Origin of the sequence: Cupriavidus sp. HMR-1 (genome assembly GCF_000319775.1) — a bacterium.
GTDB lineage: Bacteria > Pseudomonadota > Gammaproteobacteria > Burkholderiales > Burkholderiaceae > Cupriavidus > Cupriavidus metallidurans.
The window spans coordinates 24,233-39,284 of sequence record NZ_ANKP01000033.1 but is presented as its reverse complement, the minus strand read 5'-3'; the positions used below and the strand labels follow the sequence as shown (position 1 = coordinate 39,284).

Here is a 15,052-nt window from a genome sequence, read left to right as displayed (position 1 = left end):
ACACGCGACCATGACCACCACGACGCCCCCGGCTTTCGAGACGCTTCAGTACGCCGTGCAGAACGGCATTGCCACGATCTCGCTTCACCGCCCCGAGAAGATGAACGCGTTCACACACCAGATGTGTGAAGACCTGATCGCGGCATTTGACGCGACGGATGCCGACGACAATGTGCGCGCCGTGGTCGTGACCGGCAGCGGCCGCGCGTTCTGCGCGGGTGCCGACCTGTCCAGCGGGGGCGCCACCTTCGACTACGAGAAGCGTTATGGATCGACCGGCGTGAAACGTGACGGCGGCGGCCGGGTCGTGCTGCGCATTTTCCGCAGCCTCAAGCCGGTCATCGCTGCCGTGAACGGCGCCGCGGTTGGTGTCGGCGTCACCATGCAGTTGCCGATGGACATCCGCATCGCCTCGACCGACGCAAAGTTCGGCCTGGTGTTCGCACGGCGGGGAATTACGCCGGAAGCGGCTTCGTCATGGTTCCTGTCGCGCGTCGTGGGGATTTCGACGGCACTGGAATGGTGTTTTTCGGGTCGCGTGTTCAGCGCGCAGGAAGCGCACGAGCGCGGACTTGTGCGTTCGCTCCATGCGCCCGAGGATCTGCTGCCGGCGGCCTATGCCATCGCCAGGGAGATCGCGGACAACGCCGCCCCGGTTTCGGTCGCCATGGCGCGCCAGATGATCTGGCGCATGGCAGGAGCCGCTCATCCCATGGACGCCCACAAGGTGGATAGTCGCGCGATCCAGTCGCGCGGTCAGTCGGACGATGCGAAGGAGGGGATTGCGAGCTTCCTCGAGAAGCGTCCGGCACAGTTCCCGAACCGCGTATCGAGCCAGATGCCGGACTTCTTCGACTGGCAGGGCGAGCCAGACTTCGAGTAAGCCGCCAATCGCCGGCGATTCGCGAGCCGAGGCGGTTCGCGAGTCGTCGTCAGAGGATGGCTCGGCTATCGCAGCTTGAGCAGATCCTCATACAGCGTGCGTGGCACCGTCACGCCCGCCTCATCGCTCCTGGCTCGCGCGGCGTAGCGACGTTGCGACGGCAAGCGCGCGCCCTGACTCGTGATTGCCTCGAACAGGCTCTCGGCTTTCTCCAGATACTCGCTGGCCCGATCGCCCAGAAAGACGGTCGGATCGAATGCCAGCAGCAGTTCGCCATGACATGGCGTGGCCCCCGCGCCCGCATCGAACGCCATGGATTCGGCACTTGTCATGTCGCCGATCAGCGGGCCGGCCATCAGTTCGATCATCGCGGACAACGCAGACCCCTTGTGCCCACCGAACGTCAGCATGGCGCCTTTCAGCGCCGCCAGTGGGTCGGTCGTCGGGTTCCCGTCCGCATCGATGGCCCACCCTTCCGGCAGCGCCTTGCCTTGCCGGCGATGAAGCTCGATATCGCCTCTGGCGATCGCGCTGGTCGCAAAGTCGAAGACAAATGGCGTTCTGCCCGGACGCGGCCAGGCGAACGCCAGGGGATTCGTTCCGAATACCGGTTTGGTTCCGCCGGCAGGGGCCACCCACGCGTGGCTGGGCGTCATGGCCATCGCGACCAGTCCTTCACTCGCCAGCGTTTCCACCTCGGGCCAGAGCGCGGAGAAGTGAAAGCAGCGATTGATGGCCATGGCCGCCAGACCGCATTCCCGGGCTTTCCGGATGAAATGCGGCAGGCCGGTCTGAAACGCCAGCAGCGAGTTGCCGAAGCGGGCATCGACCCGAACGATCGCTTTCGCCTGATCGACGACTTCCGGCACCGCGTGGCCATCCACCTTCCCGTTGCGAATGGTATGAACGCAGACCAGCAGGCGATACAGGCCATGAGACTGGCACTCGTCTCGCTGGCCCGCGACAATCACGTCAGTGATCGCCTTGCTGTGCGCCTCGGAATAGCCGTTCGTTTGCAGAACGTTGAGCGAAAGCTCGCGTACCTCCGCGAGCGAGAGCTGGATGGTTTCCGACATTGATCTGCGATGCCTCCTTATCGTTGCCTGGGGGATGTCACGCGCGCTGGAGCAGCCACTCGGGCGCATCCTGAAGCGCCACGGGCCGAAGAAAACGCTGCAAGGCAGCATACCCGACCGACGTGGTCTTCGGATCGGTGGACGCCGGCCAGGGGCCGCCATGTTGCTGAGCGCGTGTTACGGCGACGCCGGTAGGCACACCAGAGAACAGCACGCGGCCTCCAATGTTCTGGGCCACGCGCACGATCTCGCGATTCTCGCGGTTGTCCCGGCCGGCCCCCCAGATCGTGACGGTGAGCGATCCCTTGACGGCGGAAAGTACATCGGGAATCGCATCGACGGATGGTACCGTGACCACCACGGCCGCCGGACCGAACATTTCCTCGTGGAGGCCGGCATCCGCGATAAAGGCGGCGCTGGTCGTCCGGAACAGCCGGGGAGCCGGGCCGGCCCCAACTTCATTCCCTTCCTGCACGACCTCGATATTGGCATTCGCCTTGATACGCGCGGCGGCATCTTCAAACCCGTTGCGGATGCCTTCGCTCAGCATCCGATGGGTGGCCTGGCCCGCCAGCGAATCGCCCAGCGCCGATACGAATTCGCGGCCGCGCTGGTCATCGACCACCACGATAACGCCCGGGCTGGTACAGAACTGGCCGCAGCCTTGCAGCATCGACGCAGCCAGCACCTTGGCCGGCGCAACCGGGTCGTCATGCAGTGCCGCGGGGAGCACCACCACCGGATTGATCGAACCGAGTTCGCCGAAGAATGGAATCGGGATCTCTCGCTCATTGGCGGCGCGCCACAAGGCCACGCCACCCTGATAGGAGCCCGTGAAGGCGACGCCCGCGATCATCGGTTGCTTGACCAGATAGATATTGGCGTCGCGCGACATGTCGCAGTCGAGCATTGAGAACACGCCCTCTCCCACGCCTTGCGCGCGCAGGACCTCTGCGGCAATCTTCGCCACCTCGATCGACAGGCGCGGATGTCCGCCATGCGGCTTCACGATGACCGGACAGCCCGCAGCCAATGCCGATGCGGTGTCTCCGCCCAGGACCGAGAACGCGAACGGGAAGTTGCTGGCTGCAAATACGGCAACCGGACCAATCGGCACCATGACACGGGTCAGACGCGGACGGCCCGACGGAGGCGGGCCGGAAATGGCTTCGTCATCCACCTGGACATAGGGGACGCCCGCCACGACTTCAGCCGCGAAGCCCCGCAACTGGAACGATGTGCGGGCGATCTCCCCCGTCAGCCGTGGGATGCCGAGGCCGGTTTCCTCGTCGGCCATCACCGCGAGTTCATCCGCGCGCGCGTCGAGGGCGTCAGCCAGCGCATGCAGCACGCCACTGCGGACCGTGGGACTCGAATGCGCCCATACCGCGCTGGCCTCGTGGGCGCGCGCGGCGTGCTGGTCGATGATTGCGAAGGCTGGGTTCTGTTCGGAAACGTGCATGAATGGATACGAGGGAATCTGACGGAAAAGCGGAGAGCCGAGCGGAGCGCGGAAGCGCCGCATCACGGAGAAGGAGTACAGATGGGTAGAACAGGCGCCCAAGGCAGCGGACTTTGCCACCTTGGGATGGTCATGCGGATTCAGACAGAATCAGGCGTCCACACCTTTGGACCACTCGCGATACCAGTCACGGAAGAGTGCGTACTGCTGTTCCGCGTAGTTGCGCTGCGCGTCGCTCAGCGCGTCCGTCTCATTGAAATGCAGCGTGTATTCCTTGTCGCCGTTCAGCACCATCAGGTGCTTGTAGAACAGAACCAGATCGGTGCCTTCGTCGAACGAGGACAGGACATGCAGCGCCGCCTCCAGTTCCCTGGCCAGGCGACGCGCCTTGACGTCGCCAGCAGCCGCCTGCTTGCTCAGCTTGACCAGTTGCAGCACTTCACGCGGCAGCGCGTTGCCGATACCGGTGATGGCACCGGTGGCGCCGCAGTTCACAAACCCGTGGAACACTTGCGTGTCGACACCGGCCATCAGGATCACGTTCTCGTCCTGCGAGGTGATGTTCTCCGCGGCATAGCGCATGTCCGCCGCGCCGCCAAACTCCTTGAAGCCAATCAGGTTCGGGAACTGGCGGCGGAGTTCGAAGAACAGGTCCGCCCGGGTGGCGAAGCCATAGTACGGGCTGTTGTAGATCACCGCGGGCAGGCTCGGCGCGGCAGCAAGGATGGCGGAGAAATGCGCCTTCTGCGCGGCCGGGGACGCGCCACGCGACAGCACGCGCGGAATAACCATCAGGCCGTGCGCGCCAACCTTCGCGGCGTGCGCGGCGTGGGAAACGGCTTCCTTCGAATTGACGGCGCCGGTGCCGACGATGGTCGGCACGCCCGCTGCCACGAGGCGGGACACGCCTTCCTGGCGTTGTTGCTCCGTCAGCAGCGGCCAATCTCCCATCGACCCGCAGTAGACGACCGCGCTCATGCCGAGTTCGATCAGTTCCTTGCCCTTGGCGACGAGCGCGTCGAAGTCCGGCTTGCGATCCGGAGTGCAAGGGGTCATGAGTGCGGGGATAGTACCCTCAAAAATCTTGGAAGACATCACGCGGTCCTGAGTCAGAAAGTTTCGATAAGAGCGGAATCGGGGCTCCCGGAAACAGCCTCCGCGAGACTGCTTTATCAGGACAACGATCCCTGCTTCGTGCATATTGTATAAAATCTGTTGAGAAACGTGCTACGAGATTTCGTCAGGGTTTACCCGCCAGAGCGCACCAGCCTGGGTCATCCACCATCCCCCTCCGACTCCACAGATGCACCATTTTCTGGCTTGCAGAGGCCCTTTCCGGGAGATTGATGACGGCTTTCCGGCCCCAGTGGTTCCCGGCCAAAGGGTAAACCCCTCATTCCCGTATATTGCATGTTGTATAAAATCTCACCACTGACGCCGGTGTGGCGAGGCGGGAATCCACCCGCTGGTCAGCAGAGACAAAAGGACGAGCAAAGATGGCGAATCAACTCAGCGAGGCTGTCCCCGAAGCGAGTGTGGGACGACAACGCGGCACGACAACAAAAGATCTGCGCCGCGTTGTCGCGGCTGCGATGGTTGGGTCCGTAGCGGAATGGTATGAGTTCTTCCTGTATGGAACGGCATCCGCACTGGTATTCGGGACGCACTTCTTCAAGAAAACAGGGAATCCGGTCGATGGCCTGATCGCGGCCTTCGCGCTCTATGCCGTCGGGTTCGCCGCACGGCCAATCGGCGGGATCGTCTTCGGTTACTACGGCGACAAGTTCGGCCGCAAGTACCTTCTCCAGGTCAGTCTGGTAGCCGTGGGGATCACGACGTTCCTGATGGGCTGCCTTCCCACGTTCGACGTGATCGGGTACTGGGCCCCCGCCCTGCTCGTCACGCTGCGCCTTATCCAGGGCTTTGCCTTCGGTGGCGAATGGGGCGGCGCCGTCCTTCCGGTGAGCGAGCACAGCCCTGACGACCGGCGCGGCTACTGGGCAAGCTGGCCGCAGGCAGGCGTGCCGGCTGGCAACCTCGTCGCCACACTCATCCTGCTCGCGCTCTCGAGCACGCTGCCGGAACAGGACTTCCTGTCCTGGGGCTGGCGAGTCGCCTTCTGGTTCTCCGCCGTGGTGGTGCTGATCGGCTTCTGGATCCGTCGCAAGGTCGATGATGCGCCGATTTTCAAGGAATCCCAGGAACGGCGCGAAAAGGAACATGCGACCCAGCAAGGTGTCCGCTACGTTCTGCGCTATCACTGGAAGGAAGTGCTGATCGGCATTGGCGCGCGCTTCGCGGAGAACATCCTCTACTACATGGTGGTGACGTTCTCCATCACGTACCTGAAGCTCGTGGTTGGCGCGGACACCACGCGCATTCTCAAGCTGATGTTCTTTGCCAATGCCCTGCACTTCATGATCATTCCGTTCATGGGCTACCTGTCGGACATCATCGGTCGCAAGCCGGTGTACCTGACCGGCGCGGTCCTGACGGCGGCCTGGGGCTTCATTGGCTTCCCGATGATGGACACCGGGAACGACTGGATCATCATGGCTGCCATCGTGCTGGGCCTGGCAATCGAGTCGATGACCTACTCGCCCTACTCCGCGCTCATGACCGAGATGTTCCCGACGAACGTCCGATACACCGCGCTCTCGCTGTGCTACCAGATCGCACCGCTGATGGCCGGATCGCTGGCACCGCTGATCGCGCTGTCGCTGCTGGAGAAGTACCACTCCTCCACGCCGATCGCCCTCTACCTGGTGGCCGCCGCGGTGATCTCTATCATCAGCGTTGCCGCCGCGAAGGAAACGCGCGGCAAGTCATTGCGTGACGTCGACGCCGAGGCGAAAGCCCGTGTGAATGGCTGATCGAAGTCTCCGAGCAACAAAAAAGCCGCCCTTTCCGGGCGGCTTTTTGTTTTCGGGCCTGGCTATCGGCTTGATCCGGGCTGCTTAGCTGGTGCCGCGCCGACGGGAGAGCAGAAAATTCCGCAGTTCCTCGCCGGCATGTTCGATATGCCGCTTCAACAGCGCAGCCGCGCCGCGTCCATCCCCCTTGCGACAGAGATCGACGAGTTGCCGGTGCTCGGCTTCGGCAATCTCCCGGCTGGCCGTGGACAAGGAAAGCTGCAGGCGCGTGTAGCGGTCCGTCTGCTGGAGCAGGGATGCGACGATGCTCGCTGTCTTCGGCTGATCGGCCTTCGACAGCAGCAACTGATGCAGCATGGTATTCAGGTCGCCCCAGCGATCCTGCGCCTGCGCCTTCAGTTCGCCGCTGAACTCGGCCAGAATCGCGTCGAGTTCCTTGAAATCGTCGGCGGAGAGCTTCTTCACGGACTTGCGGACCAGCGTTGGCTCCAGCAACGCCCGCAATTCGAACAGCTCGGTGAGCTCGTCAATGGAAAGCTCCGACACGATGGCTCCCTTGTGAGGGAGTATCTTCACCAGCCCTTCGCTTTCGAGCTGCACCAGCGCTTCGCGCAGCGGGATGCGGCTGATCCCGAGTTCATTGGCGAGCGCGTCCTGCCGGAGTTGATAGCCATCCACGTACTGGCCGGAGAGGATGCGGCGACGAATTTCATCGGCGGCGGCCTCTGCTCGCGTCACATGCCGAAGACCAGGTTTATTGATGACCATTGGAAGTTGACAACGGCGCCACCTGGCGCCGTTTTGCATATTTTCTACATTCTACAGCAGGGCCATCGCGCCTTACGGCCGCCGGCGCTCCCGCAGAAACAGAATCAACTCCTCGCCAGCATGCTCGATATGCCGCTTGAGCAGCGCGCACGCCTCCCTCGATTCGCCCAGCCGGCAAAGGCGGACGAGTTCCTCGTGTTCCGCCTTGGCGCGCTGCACGGCGGCATCGCTGATGGAGAGCTGCACCCGTGTATAGCGATCGGTCTGCCGCAATAGCGACTGCACCAGGTCCAGGGACCTGGGCCGGTTGGCACGCCCCAGCAGGATGTCGTGCAGCTCGGTGTTGAGTTCGCCCCACCGGTGCGAGTGTCCCTCGGCAAGCTCGATGGCATAGCGCTTCAGGATTTCATTGAGGCGGTCGAAGTCATCCGTTGTGAGACGGGGAATCGAATGCCGGAGCAGATGGGATTCGAGCAGCGCGCGCAACGAAAACAGCTCTTCAATGTCCTTCGTCGACAGCTCCGCAACAATCGCCCCCTTGTGGGGGACGATCTTCACCAGTCCTTCGTTCTCTAGCTGGACTAGCGCTTCCCGCACCGGGATACGGCTGATGCCGAATTCTTCCGCGAGAAGATCCTGCTTGAGCTGAAAGCCCTCCACGAGCTCGCCTTCCAGGATTCGCCGCCTGAGTTCTTCCGTTGCCGCTTCGGCGCGTGTCGCCGCGCCTAGCGCAGACGTGGATCTTCCGTTCATATCTGTCTCGTGGATGCCCCTGGGCTAGATGGACGCTTCGGGGTGCGTCTCTGCCATGTTGCATTCTACTGCGCTCGCGTGCGGGACCGGCACCTGACTTGCCGCCGGGCTCAACCCTCCCGCAACTGACCGGCCACCTCGGCCAGCGTGCTCCGCAGCCAGGCAATCGCGGGGTCCGCGTGGTTGCGCGGGTGCCATGCCGCGCTGAGCGAGAATCCCGGCACATCGAACGGCAGCGTGAAGGCATCCAACCAATCGGCATAGCGTACCGCCAGCCGAGCCGGCATGGTGCAGACGTAGTCGCTACGGCGCAGCAAATCGGGGACCACAGTGAATGCCTGAACCGATACCGCAACATCACGCGATCGACCCAGCAACTGAAGCTGCTCGTCAACGAAACCGAAGAAGCTGCCACCACCTGTGGAAACCAGCACGTGACGCAATTTGCAGTACGCATCCAGCGTAAGTCGGCGCGCTCCCCGGGGATGGGATTTCCGCTGTGCCATCACGAAGGTCTCATCGACAAGCTTGCGTGCCCGCATGGTTGGCGGAACCATACGCTCGGACCCGATCAGCAGATCGACTTCACCCGATTCGAGCTGGGCGGCGATCTCGGCCTGCCGTCCATGCACGAACGCCACGCGCACCCCGGCCCCCGCGACAACCGATAGCCGCTCCAGCAAGGACATGCCAAGTGTCGACGTGGCGTTATCGCTCGCGGCGATAACGAACTGGCGCGTATCGACGAACGGGTCGAACTCTGGCCGCCGATGCACGACCGACGCCAGGTCCTTGAGCGCGACGTGCAGCGGCTCCAGCAACGCCAGGGCCCGCGCGCTTGCGATCATGCCGCGCCCCGTATCCGCCGGCATCAGCAATGGATCGTCGAAGATACGCCGCAGCCGCGCCAGTTGGGCCGATACGGCAGGCTGCGTCAGCCCGAGCCGCTCCGCCGTATGCGTGACGTTACGTTCGTCCAGCAAGGCATCCAGGGTCACCAGAAGGTTCAGATCCACGCCCTTGAAATCAACCACGCTTATACCTCTTATATCTGTCATCGATTTCAAAGATAGGTCGCGGGCCCCTACAGTTCAAGCCAGACAACCCGCAGACACCCCAATCAAGGAGCCCCGATATGAAAGCCTGGATGCTCGACCAACCCGGCCAGCCGCTTGTCCTGCGTGACATCGACACGCCCCATGCCCGCCCCGGCGCGGTGCTGGTACGCATGGAAGCGGTGCCGCTGCTCAGTTACACGCGCGACTACCTGAACGGCGCGCTGCCTTACGCCTACCCGCCCGGTCCTTTTACCCCCGGTACAAACGGCGTTGGCACGATCATCGAAACCGGAGCGGGTGTCCATCACTTCCGGGTCGGACAACGCGTGGCCGTCAACCCATACCTGACCAGCGCGGAAAGCGTCGATGCGCCGGCCGAAATCCTGATTGGCCTGACCGGCATCAGCGCGGACAGCGGCCCCCTGCTTCAGGACTTCCCACACGGAACGCTACGAGAGATTGCCGAGTTCCCCGCTGCGACGCTTATCCCCCTCGACGGGCTGGATCGCTTTTCGTCCGACCGGCTGGCCACCCTGTCGAAGTTCGCCATACCTTTCGGCGGCCTGCGCCGCGGTCGGCTGGTTGCGGGCGAGACAGTCGCGATCAACGGCGCAACGGGCGCGTTCGGGTCAGCCGCCGTGCTTGCCGCGCTGGCGATGGGCGCATCGACCGTACTCGCGCTGGGACGCCGCGCAGGCCCGCTCGAATCCCTGGCCCGGATGGGCGACGGCCGGGTGGTGCCAGTAGTAATGACCGGCGATGAGGGTGTCGACAGCGCCGCCATCCGCAATGCGGTATCCGGCGGTGGTGTCGACCTGGCATTCGACATGGTTGGTCAGGCTACCTCGCCAAACAGTACGCTCGCGGCGCTGCTCAGCCTGAAGCGGCGCGGTCGCATGGTGCTGATGGGCAGCATGACCGTGCCGCTGCCACTGCCCTACGGCGCCATGCTGCGCAATGGCTGGGAGCTGATCGGCCACTTCATGTACGCATCCGCCGACTACCGCGCGCTGGTGGCAATGGTTCGCGCCGGCCAGCTTTCACTCGATGCAATCCACGTGAAGCGCTTCCCGTTCGAAGCCATAGAGCAGGCAATCGATGCGGCGGGCACGCTGGCCGGGCTAGAGGCGGCGGTTGTGACGTTCCCACACGACTGAGACGCAGCGCGACGGAGGATTCGCAACGACAAACCTGGCGGAGGATGGCCGGGCGCCCCCGTCACCCGTTCACGCGTCAGACCACCCGGTACGTCGACTGCACCAATCCCGAGGGGAAGCTGCGGCTCGAGACCAGGGCCAGATCGACGTCGCGCGGCAGCGCCCCGAACAACGGCCGCCCGGCGCCGATCAACACAGGAACCGTGGTGACCACCAGATCGGCGATCAACCCATCGCGCAGGAACGATTGCACAACCTGCCCGCCATCGACATAGACCCGGCGTACGCCCTCAGCCGCCAGGCGTTCCAGCGTATCCCTCGGCGAAAGGCTCGCGAATCGGACTTTCCCCTCCAACGCCGCCGGCACCGGCGTGCCCGCCAGTTGCCGGGACAGGACCAGGACAGGCCGGTCATAGGCCCAGTCGCCAAGGGTCAGGACCTTCTCGTAGGTGCCCCGGCCCATCACGATCGCATCCTTGTCGGCGATGAAATCCATATAGCCGTGGTCTTCGGCCGGATCATCGCGCTGGAGCAACCAGCCGATATCGCCGTCGGGTCGGGCGATGAAGCCGTCGAGGCTGGTGGCGATGAAGACGTGTGCGGTGGTCATGGCTGGCTCCGGAGCGAACAAGCCGCATATTCTTCACTGGACAGGACACCGACACAAGCCGCGCAGGCATATCCCCCCTTTTTTCCGTTTGACGCACCGGTGGCGCCGGCATGTTAGTCGCCGGTCCGACGATTGCGTAGCAGTGTCAGGCGGCCTTGCGTGGGTCCCTTGCCGGCATCGGTGACAGGGTCCTTCCTGACATTGCGCCAGGCAGCGTCCATCTTGACAGTCGAGTACTTCATGACGAACGCTGCGCGTCGCGGTTCAGTTGCTGCAGCTATGTCCGCCCTGGGGCCGGCGGCAGTGCTTCCGGCTCCCTTCCATTGCTTCCCAGACCCGATTGATGCAGCATGGCGAGACCAATGCGTCTTGCTGCACGCCCGCGCCATCGGCATTCGCCGGTGGCTGCAAAAGCGGGTGACCTATTCCGGAGTCCCTCTCTTGCGGTACGAACTCACCGATCTCCGCCTTTTCCAGGCTATTGCGGAGGCCCACAGCCTGGCGGGCGGCGCCAGCGCCGCGCATATCACGGCGTCGGCGGCCAGTTACCGCCTGAAGAACCTGGAGCATGCGCTGGGCACACCGCTCTTCGTTCGCAACGCGCGTGGCATGGATCTGACGCCTGCGGGCGAGATGATGCTGGCGCATGTGCGCGAGCTGCTGCAAGGCATCGAACGGATGCACGGAGAAGTTGGCCGCTTTGCCAGCGGGCTCAAGGGGCACATCCGCCTGCTGGCAAACAGCAGCTCGCTGAACGGATTCATCATCCCGAGCGTGAGCCGGTTCCTGGCCGCGCACCCGGCGGTCAACATCGATCTGGAAGAGCGGGCCAGCCAGGCGATTACGGCGGCAGTGGCCGCGCATGAGGCGGACATCGGCATATTTGCCAGTGATATGACCATGGCCGCCGACACCGCCGGCGTTCACGCGGTGCGGTACGCGGTCGATGAACTGGTGCTGGCGGTGGCTCCCGATCATCCATTGGCGCGACAGGGGCGCATCCGGTTTGGCGCCGCGCTCGGGTTCGACTTCGTCTGCATGAGCCGCACCAGCAGCAACTTCCTGTTTCTGCGCGATACCGCGCAACGCGCCGGCAAGCAACCGAACGTCCGCCTGCACGCGCACAGCTTCGAGGCGGTGCTGGCGCTGGCGGCTGCCGGCGTCGGGGTGGCGCTGGTGCCGCGTAGCGTGGCGGCGACGTCGATGCACGAGGGGCGCGTGGTCGGGGTCGCGCTCGACGAGCCCTGGGCGGTACGGGAGCTGACGCTCGTCACCCGCGCCGACGGAAAGCTGCCCGGCTTTGCCGCGGCGTTCGTGCAGTTCCTGCTCAACGACCCGCGCGTGGCCATCACACGCGAGACAGGCGCGGCACCCGAAGCCGCGCCCTGAGTCCCGTTACCGCTTGCGGTTCAGGAAGGTAGCCATGTGGTGCTGCGGCTCGCCCGTATCGAAGGCGCTGCCGAACTCCGCCACGCTGTTGTCGATCGACACGTCGAGTGGCGCTTCTTCCCACTCGCGCAGCAGCCGCTTCTGCTGACGCACCACCTGCGGGCCGAAGCTGGCCAGCAGTGATGCCACACGACCCACCTCGACGTCGAGATCGGCCAACGGCACCACGCGACTCACCAGCCCCGCAGCCAGCGACTCTGCCGCGTCGGCGATCTCGCCCGTCAGCAACAACCACGCGGCGCGCGCGTTGCCAATCAGGCGCGGCATCAGCGCCGCATGAATGACCGACGGGATGCCTACCTTGACCTCGGGCATACCCAGCTGGGCGTTGTCGGCGGCGATGCGGATATCGCATGCCAGCGCCAGCTCCAGGCCGCCGCCGAGGCACCAGCCCGGCATCCGTGCAATCACGGGTACCGGGAAGTGACGCAGCGCATTGCACAAGTCGCGCAATGCGCTGATGAACACTTCCGCGCGCTCGCGGGTCAGCGCAGCCATCTCGTTGATATCGGCGCCCCCGATAAAGCCCTTGTCCCCCGTGCCGCGAACCACCAGCACGCGCACGTCGTCGCGCTCGGCCAGGGCACGCACGGCCTGGGTCAGATCCGCAATGACCGGCGTGCCTAGGATATTCAGCGATTTCGCTTCGCGGATGGTGACGGTGGCTACGCCCTGCTCGTCGACCTCTACGGCGGCGTGGTGATTGGAAAGCGATGCGCTCATCGTGTTCTGCTCCTTACTGCAGCTTTGCGAAATGGATGTCCTCGACTACCTTCTTCCAGTGCTGATTCTGCTCCCGGATCAAGTCGGCGAAGGCCTTGCGGGTGGTATAGGCAGGCAGCGCGCCCTGCTTCTCGATGGCGTCGACCACCTCTGGCTCGGCCAGCACCTGCTTGACCGCCACATTGATCTTGTCGAGGATCGCCGGCGGCGTGCCAGCCGGCGCGCCAAGGCCAAACCACGACGGATTGTTCATCGCGGGCAGTCCGGCTTCCGCGTAGGTTGGCACATTGGGCAGCATCTTGAGTCGATGCTTGGCCGCCACGGCCAGGGGCCGCAGCTTGCCGCCCTGGATCAGGCCGGACGACGACGGGATATTGTCGAACACCACCTGAATCTGTCCAGCCATCGCATCGTTCAGCGCCGGCCCCAGACCCTTGTACGGCACGTGCAGCATCTTCGTGCCCGTGACGCTCATGAACAGCTCGCCATTCATATGGCTCAGGCCGCCGTTGCCCGACGACCCGAACGAATACTTGCCCGGCGACGCCTTCAGCAGCTTGATAAAGGCCGCCATATCCTGGGCGGGGAACGACGGATTGACCACCAGCACGTTGGGCACGTCCGCCAGATTGCTGATCGGATCGAAGTCCTTGACCGGGTCATAGGCCGTCTTCTGATAGACGTTCGGGTTGACCGCGTGGGAGCTTTCCACTTCCATCACGAGCGTATAACCATCGGCCGGCTGCTTGGCCGCGTAGGCACTGCCTACCGCGCCACCGGCACCGGGACGGTTCTCGACCACAACAGGCTGCTTCAGCACTGCGCCAAGCCGCGTGCCGACCACGCGCGCGATGATGTCGGTAGTACCACCGGCCGCGTAGGGCACCACGAGCTTGATCGGCTTGTCCGGCCAGTCGGCGGCGTGGGCAAGGCCTGCCGGGCCCACACAGGCCAGCGCGGCCAGTGCCAGGAAGGTTGGCTTCATATTCATCATGTGTCTCCGTACGATTTGTCGAAATTCGAGTCGGGCCGCCCGCATCTATTGCGCGGCAGCGATGGCGGCCACTGCTGTGGCCCCCGTGTGTTCGCCGAGCAGCGGCGGCGGCTTGAGCGGCTGAGGATTGGCCGGCAGCATCGGATTGCGCACCATTGGCACCTCGCCCATCACCGGGTGCGTGGCCACCTGACGCAATTGCCGATGCTGGACCTGCGGATGCGCGAAGACCTCTTCCATCGTATGAATCGGGCCCCAGGGCACACCGGCGACGTCGAACGCCGCCGTCCAGTCGGCACGCGAGCGCGTCGGGAACAACGCCGTCAGTACCTTGCGCAGTTCGGTGAGATGTTCGATGCGGCCCGAGTTCGTGACGTAGCGCGGGTCTTGCGCGAGATCCGGACGCCCCGCCACATCACAGAAGCGTGCGAACTGCGTGTCGTTGCCGATCGCCAGAATCAGATAACCATCGGCGCATCCGAAGACCTCATACGGCGCGCAGTTCGGATGCGCGTTGCCACTGCGTTGCGGGTTCTTGCCCGATACCAGGTAGTTGGCGCCCTGATTCGCATTCAGTGCCACGGCCACGTCGAGCAGTGCGATATCAAGATGCTGGCCTTCGCCGGTCTGCTGACGCTGGAACAGCGCCGCCAGCACGGCGCTCGTCGCATACATGCCCGTGCTGACATCGACCACTGCCACGCCGGTGCGCAACGGCCCCGCGCCGGGGCTACCATCCGGCTGGCCGGTGTAACTCATCAGTCCGCCCATACCCTGGAACACGTAGTCATAGCCGGGCTTGTCGGCCATCGGGCCGTCCTGGCCGAACCCCGTGATAGACAGATAGATCAGACGCGGATTGATCGCCTTGAGCGACGCATAGTCGAGCCCGTAGCGTTTGAGCGTCCCCACCTTGTAGTTCTCCACCAACACGTCGGCGTTGCGGGCCAGCTCCAGCAATTGCGCGACACCTTCAGGCTGGCCATAGTCGATGCACACCGACTGCTTGCCGCGATTGCAACTGATGAAGTACGCGGAAAGGCGCGCGTCGCTGCCATCCGCGGCATCCAGATAGGGTGGCCCCCAACCACGCGTGTCATCGCCACGCTGCGGATGTTCGACCTTGACGACTTCGGCGCCCAGATCGGCGAGGTTCTGCGTACACCACGGCCCAGCCAGGATGCGCGACAGGTCCAGCACGCGAATGCCTTCCAATGCGCGATGCAACATTGTGACTCCAGATTTT

The 15,052-nt window shown here is 64.1% G+C and carries 14 protein-coding genes and 1 pseudogene; 4 read left to right on the top strand and 11 right to left on the bottom strand.

The annotated features are described in order from the left end of the window. Positions 1-10 precede the first annotated feature (10 nt). Positions 11-883 (top strand): crotonase/enoyl-CoA hydratase family protein, encoded by an 873-nt coding sequence (locus tag D769_RS04620; protein ID WP_008642536.1) that lies wholly within the window; start codon positions 11-13, stop codon positions 881-883. A 65-nt stretch (positions 884-948) separates the two neighbouring features. Here D769_RS04620 and D769_RS04615 read toward each other — a convergent pair whose 3' ends face one another. The 3 genes from D769_RS04615 to D769_RS04605 all read right to left on the bottom strand — a co-directional run bounded on the left by D769_RS04615 (position 949) and on the right by D769_RS04605 (position 4,516). Beyond that, positions 949-1,959 (bottom strand): Ldh family oxidoreductase, encoded by a 1,011-nt coding sequence (locus D769_RS04615; protein WP_008642535.1) that lies wholly within the window; start codon positions 1,957-1,959, stop codon positions 949-951. 37 nt (positions 1,960-1,996) lie between these two features. Continuing rightward, positions 1,997-3,421 (bottom strand): aldehyde dehydrogenase (NADP(+)), encoded by a 1,425-nt coding sequence (locus D769_RS04610; protein WP_008642532.1) that lies wholly within the window; start codon positions 3,419-3,421, stop codon positions 1,997-1,999. Positions 3,422-3,571: 150 nt separating this feature from the next. Beyond that, on the bottom strand, positions 3,572-4,516 hold the full coding sequence (locus tag D769_RS04605) for a dihydrodipicolinate synthase family protein (protein WP_008642530.1): 945 nt from the start codon (positions 4,514-4,516) through the stop codon (positions 3,572-3,574). Between the two features lie 401 nt (positions 4,517-4,917). Here D769_RS04605 and abaF point away from each other — a divergent pair, with 401 nt between their 5' ends. Then, a complete protein-coding gene (gene abaF / locus D769_RS04600; RefSeq protein ID WP_008642528.1) occupies positions 4,918-6,294 on the top strand; it encodes a fosfomycin efflux MFS transporter AbaF in 1,377 nt (458 codons plus the stop codon). An 84-nt stretch (positions 6,295-6,378) separates the two neighbouring features. Here the strand turns inward: abaF and D769_RS04595 are convergent, their stop codons facing one another. The 3 genes from D769_RS04595 to D769_RS04585 form a co-directional block, all read right to left on the bottom strand. Further along, complete coding sequence (locus tag D769_RS04595; protein ID WP_008642526.1) at positions 6,379-7,062, bottom strand: GntR family transcriptional regulator; 684 nt, start codon at positions 7,060-7,062, stop codon at positions 6,379-6,381. A gap of 72 nt (positions 7,063-7,134) precedes the next feature. Beyond that, positions 7,135-7,815: a GntR family transcriptional regulator gene (locus tag D769_RS04590; protein ID WP_008642524.1), complete on the bottom strand. Its 681-nt coding sequence runs from the start codon at positions 7,813-7,815 to the stop codon at positions 7,135-7,137. Between the two features lie 110 nt (positions 7,816-7,925). Further along, entirely contained in the window at positions 7,926-8,849 is a 924-nt protein-coding gene (locus D769_RS04585; RefSeq protein WP_008642523.1) for a LysR family transcriptional regulator, read from the bottom strand. A gap of 101 nt (positions 8,850-8,950) precedes the next feature. Between D769_RS04585 and D769_RS04580 the strand changes: the two genes are divergently transcribed. After that, complete coding sequence (locus D769_RS04580) at positions 8,951-10,030, top strand: zinc-binding dehydrogenase (RefSeq protein ID WP_008642522.1); 1,080 nt, start codon at positions 8,951-8,953, stop codon at positions 10,028-10,030. Positions 10,031-10,106: 76 nt separating this feature from the next. Here D769_RS04580 and D769_RS04575 read toward each other — a convergent pair whose 3' ends face one another. Both D769_RS04575 and D769_RS32600 read right to left on the bottom strand, forming a co-directional pair. Further along, positions 10,107-10,640 (bottom strand): dihydrofolate reductase family protein, encoded by a 534-nt coding sequence (locus D769_RS04575; RefSeq protein WP_008642521.1) that lies wholly within the window; start codon positions 10,638-10,640, stop codon positions 10,107-10,109. 116 nt (positions 10,641-10,756) lie between these two features. Continuing rightward, positions 10,757-10,917: pseudogene (locus D769_RS32600) on the bottom strand (nicotinate phosphoribosyltransferase); the annotation flags it as partial. Between the two features lie 164 nt (positions 10,918-11,081). Here D769_RS32600 and D769_RS04570 point away from each other — a divergent pair. Then, the gene (locus D769_RS04570) at positions 11,082-12,029 is read left to right on the top strand and encodes a LysR family transcriptional regulator (protein ID WP_008642518.1); all 948 of its coding nucleotides are present in this window, start codon (positions 11,082-11,084) and stop codon (positions 12,027-12,029) included. Positions 12,030-12,035: 6 nt separating this feature from the next. Here the strand turns inward: D769_RS04570 and D769_RS04565 are convergent, their stop codons facing one another. The 3 genes from D769_RS04565 to D769_RS04555 are packed head-to-tail and all read right to left on the bottom strand — an operon-like array spanning position 12,036 to position 15,036. Continuing rightward, positions 12,036-12,812, bottom strand: coding sequence for an enoyl-CoA hydratase (locus tag D769_RS04565; RefSeq protein ID WP_008642517.1), 777 nt, complete (start codon positions 12,810-12,812; stop codon positions 12,036-12,038). A gap of 13 nt (positions 12,813-12,825) precedes the next feature. Then, entirely contained in the window at positions 12,826-13,797 is a 972-nt protein-coding gene (locus D769_RS04560) for a tripartite tricarboxylate transporter substrate binding protein (protein ID WP_008642516.1), read from the bottom strand. Between the two features lie 54 nt (positions 13,798-13,851). Beyond that, a complete protein-coding gene (locus D769_RS04555; RefSeq protein WP_008642515.1) occupies positions 13,852-15,036 on the bottom strand; it encodes a CaiB/BaiF CoA-transferase family protein in 1,185 nt (394 codons plus the stop codon). Positions 15,037-15,052 lie beyond the last annotated feature (16 nt).

Excerpts from the sequence above, each read along its gene's own strand:
- D769_RS04620 (WP_008642536.1), top strand. The coding sequence starts at position 11 with ATGACCACCACGACGCCCCCGGCTTTCGAGACGCTTCAGTACGCCGTG.
- D769_RS04615 (WP_008642535.1), bottom strand. The coding sequence starts at position 1,959 with ATGTCGGAAACCATCCAGCTCTCGCTCGCGGAGGTACGCGAGCTTTCG.
- D769_RS04610 (WP_008642532.1), bottom strand. The coding sequence starts at position 3,421 with ATGCACGTTTCCGAACAGAACCCAGCCTTCGCAATCATCGACCAGCAC.
- D769_RS04605 (WP_008642530.1), bottom strand. The coding sequence starts at position 4,516 with ATGTCTTCCAAGATTTTTGAGGGTACTATCCCCGCACTCATGACCCCT.
- abaF (WP_008642528.1), top strand. The coding sequence starts at position 4,918 with ATGGCGAATCAACTCAGCGAGGCTGTCCCCGAAGCGAGTGTGGGACGA.
- D769_RS04595 (WP_008642526.1), bottom strand. The coding sequence starts at position 7,062 with ATGGTCATCAATAAACCTGGTCTTCGGCATGTGACGCGAGCAGAGGCC.
- D769_RS04590 (WP_008642524.1), bottom strand. The coding sequence starts at position 7,815 with ATGAACGGAAGATCCACGTCTGCGCTAGGCGCGGCGACACGCGCCGAA.
- D769_RS04580 (WP_008642522.1), top strand. The coding sequence starts at position 8,951 with ATGAAAGCCTGGATGCTCGACCAACCCGGCCAGCCGCTTGTCCTGCGT.
- D769_RS04575 (WP_008642521.1), bottom strand. The coding sequence starts at position 10,640 with ATGACCACCGCACACGTCTTCATCGCCACCAGCCTCGACGGCTTCATC.
- D769_RS04565 (WP_008642517.1), bottom strand. The coding sequence starts at position 12,812 with ATGAGCGCATCGCTTTCCAATCACCACGCCGCCGTAGAGGTCGACGAG.
- D769_RS04560 (WP_008642516.1), bottom strand. The coding sequence starts at position 13,797 with ATGAAGCCAACCTTCCTGGCACTGGCCGCGCTGGCCTGTGTGGGCCCG.
- D769_RS04555 (WP_008642515.1), bottom strand. The coding sequence starts at position 15,036 with ATGTTGCATCGCGCATTGGAAGGCATTCGCGTGCTGGACCTGTCGCGC.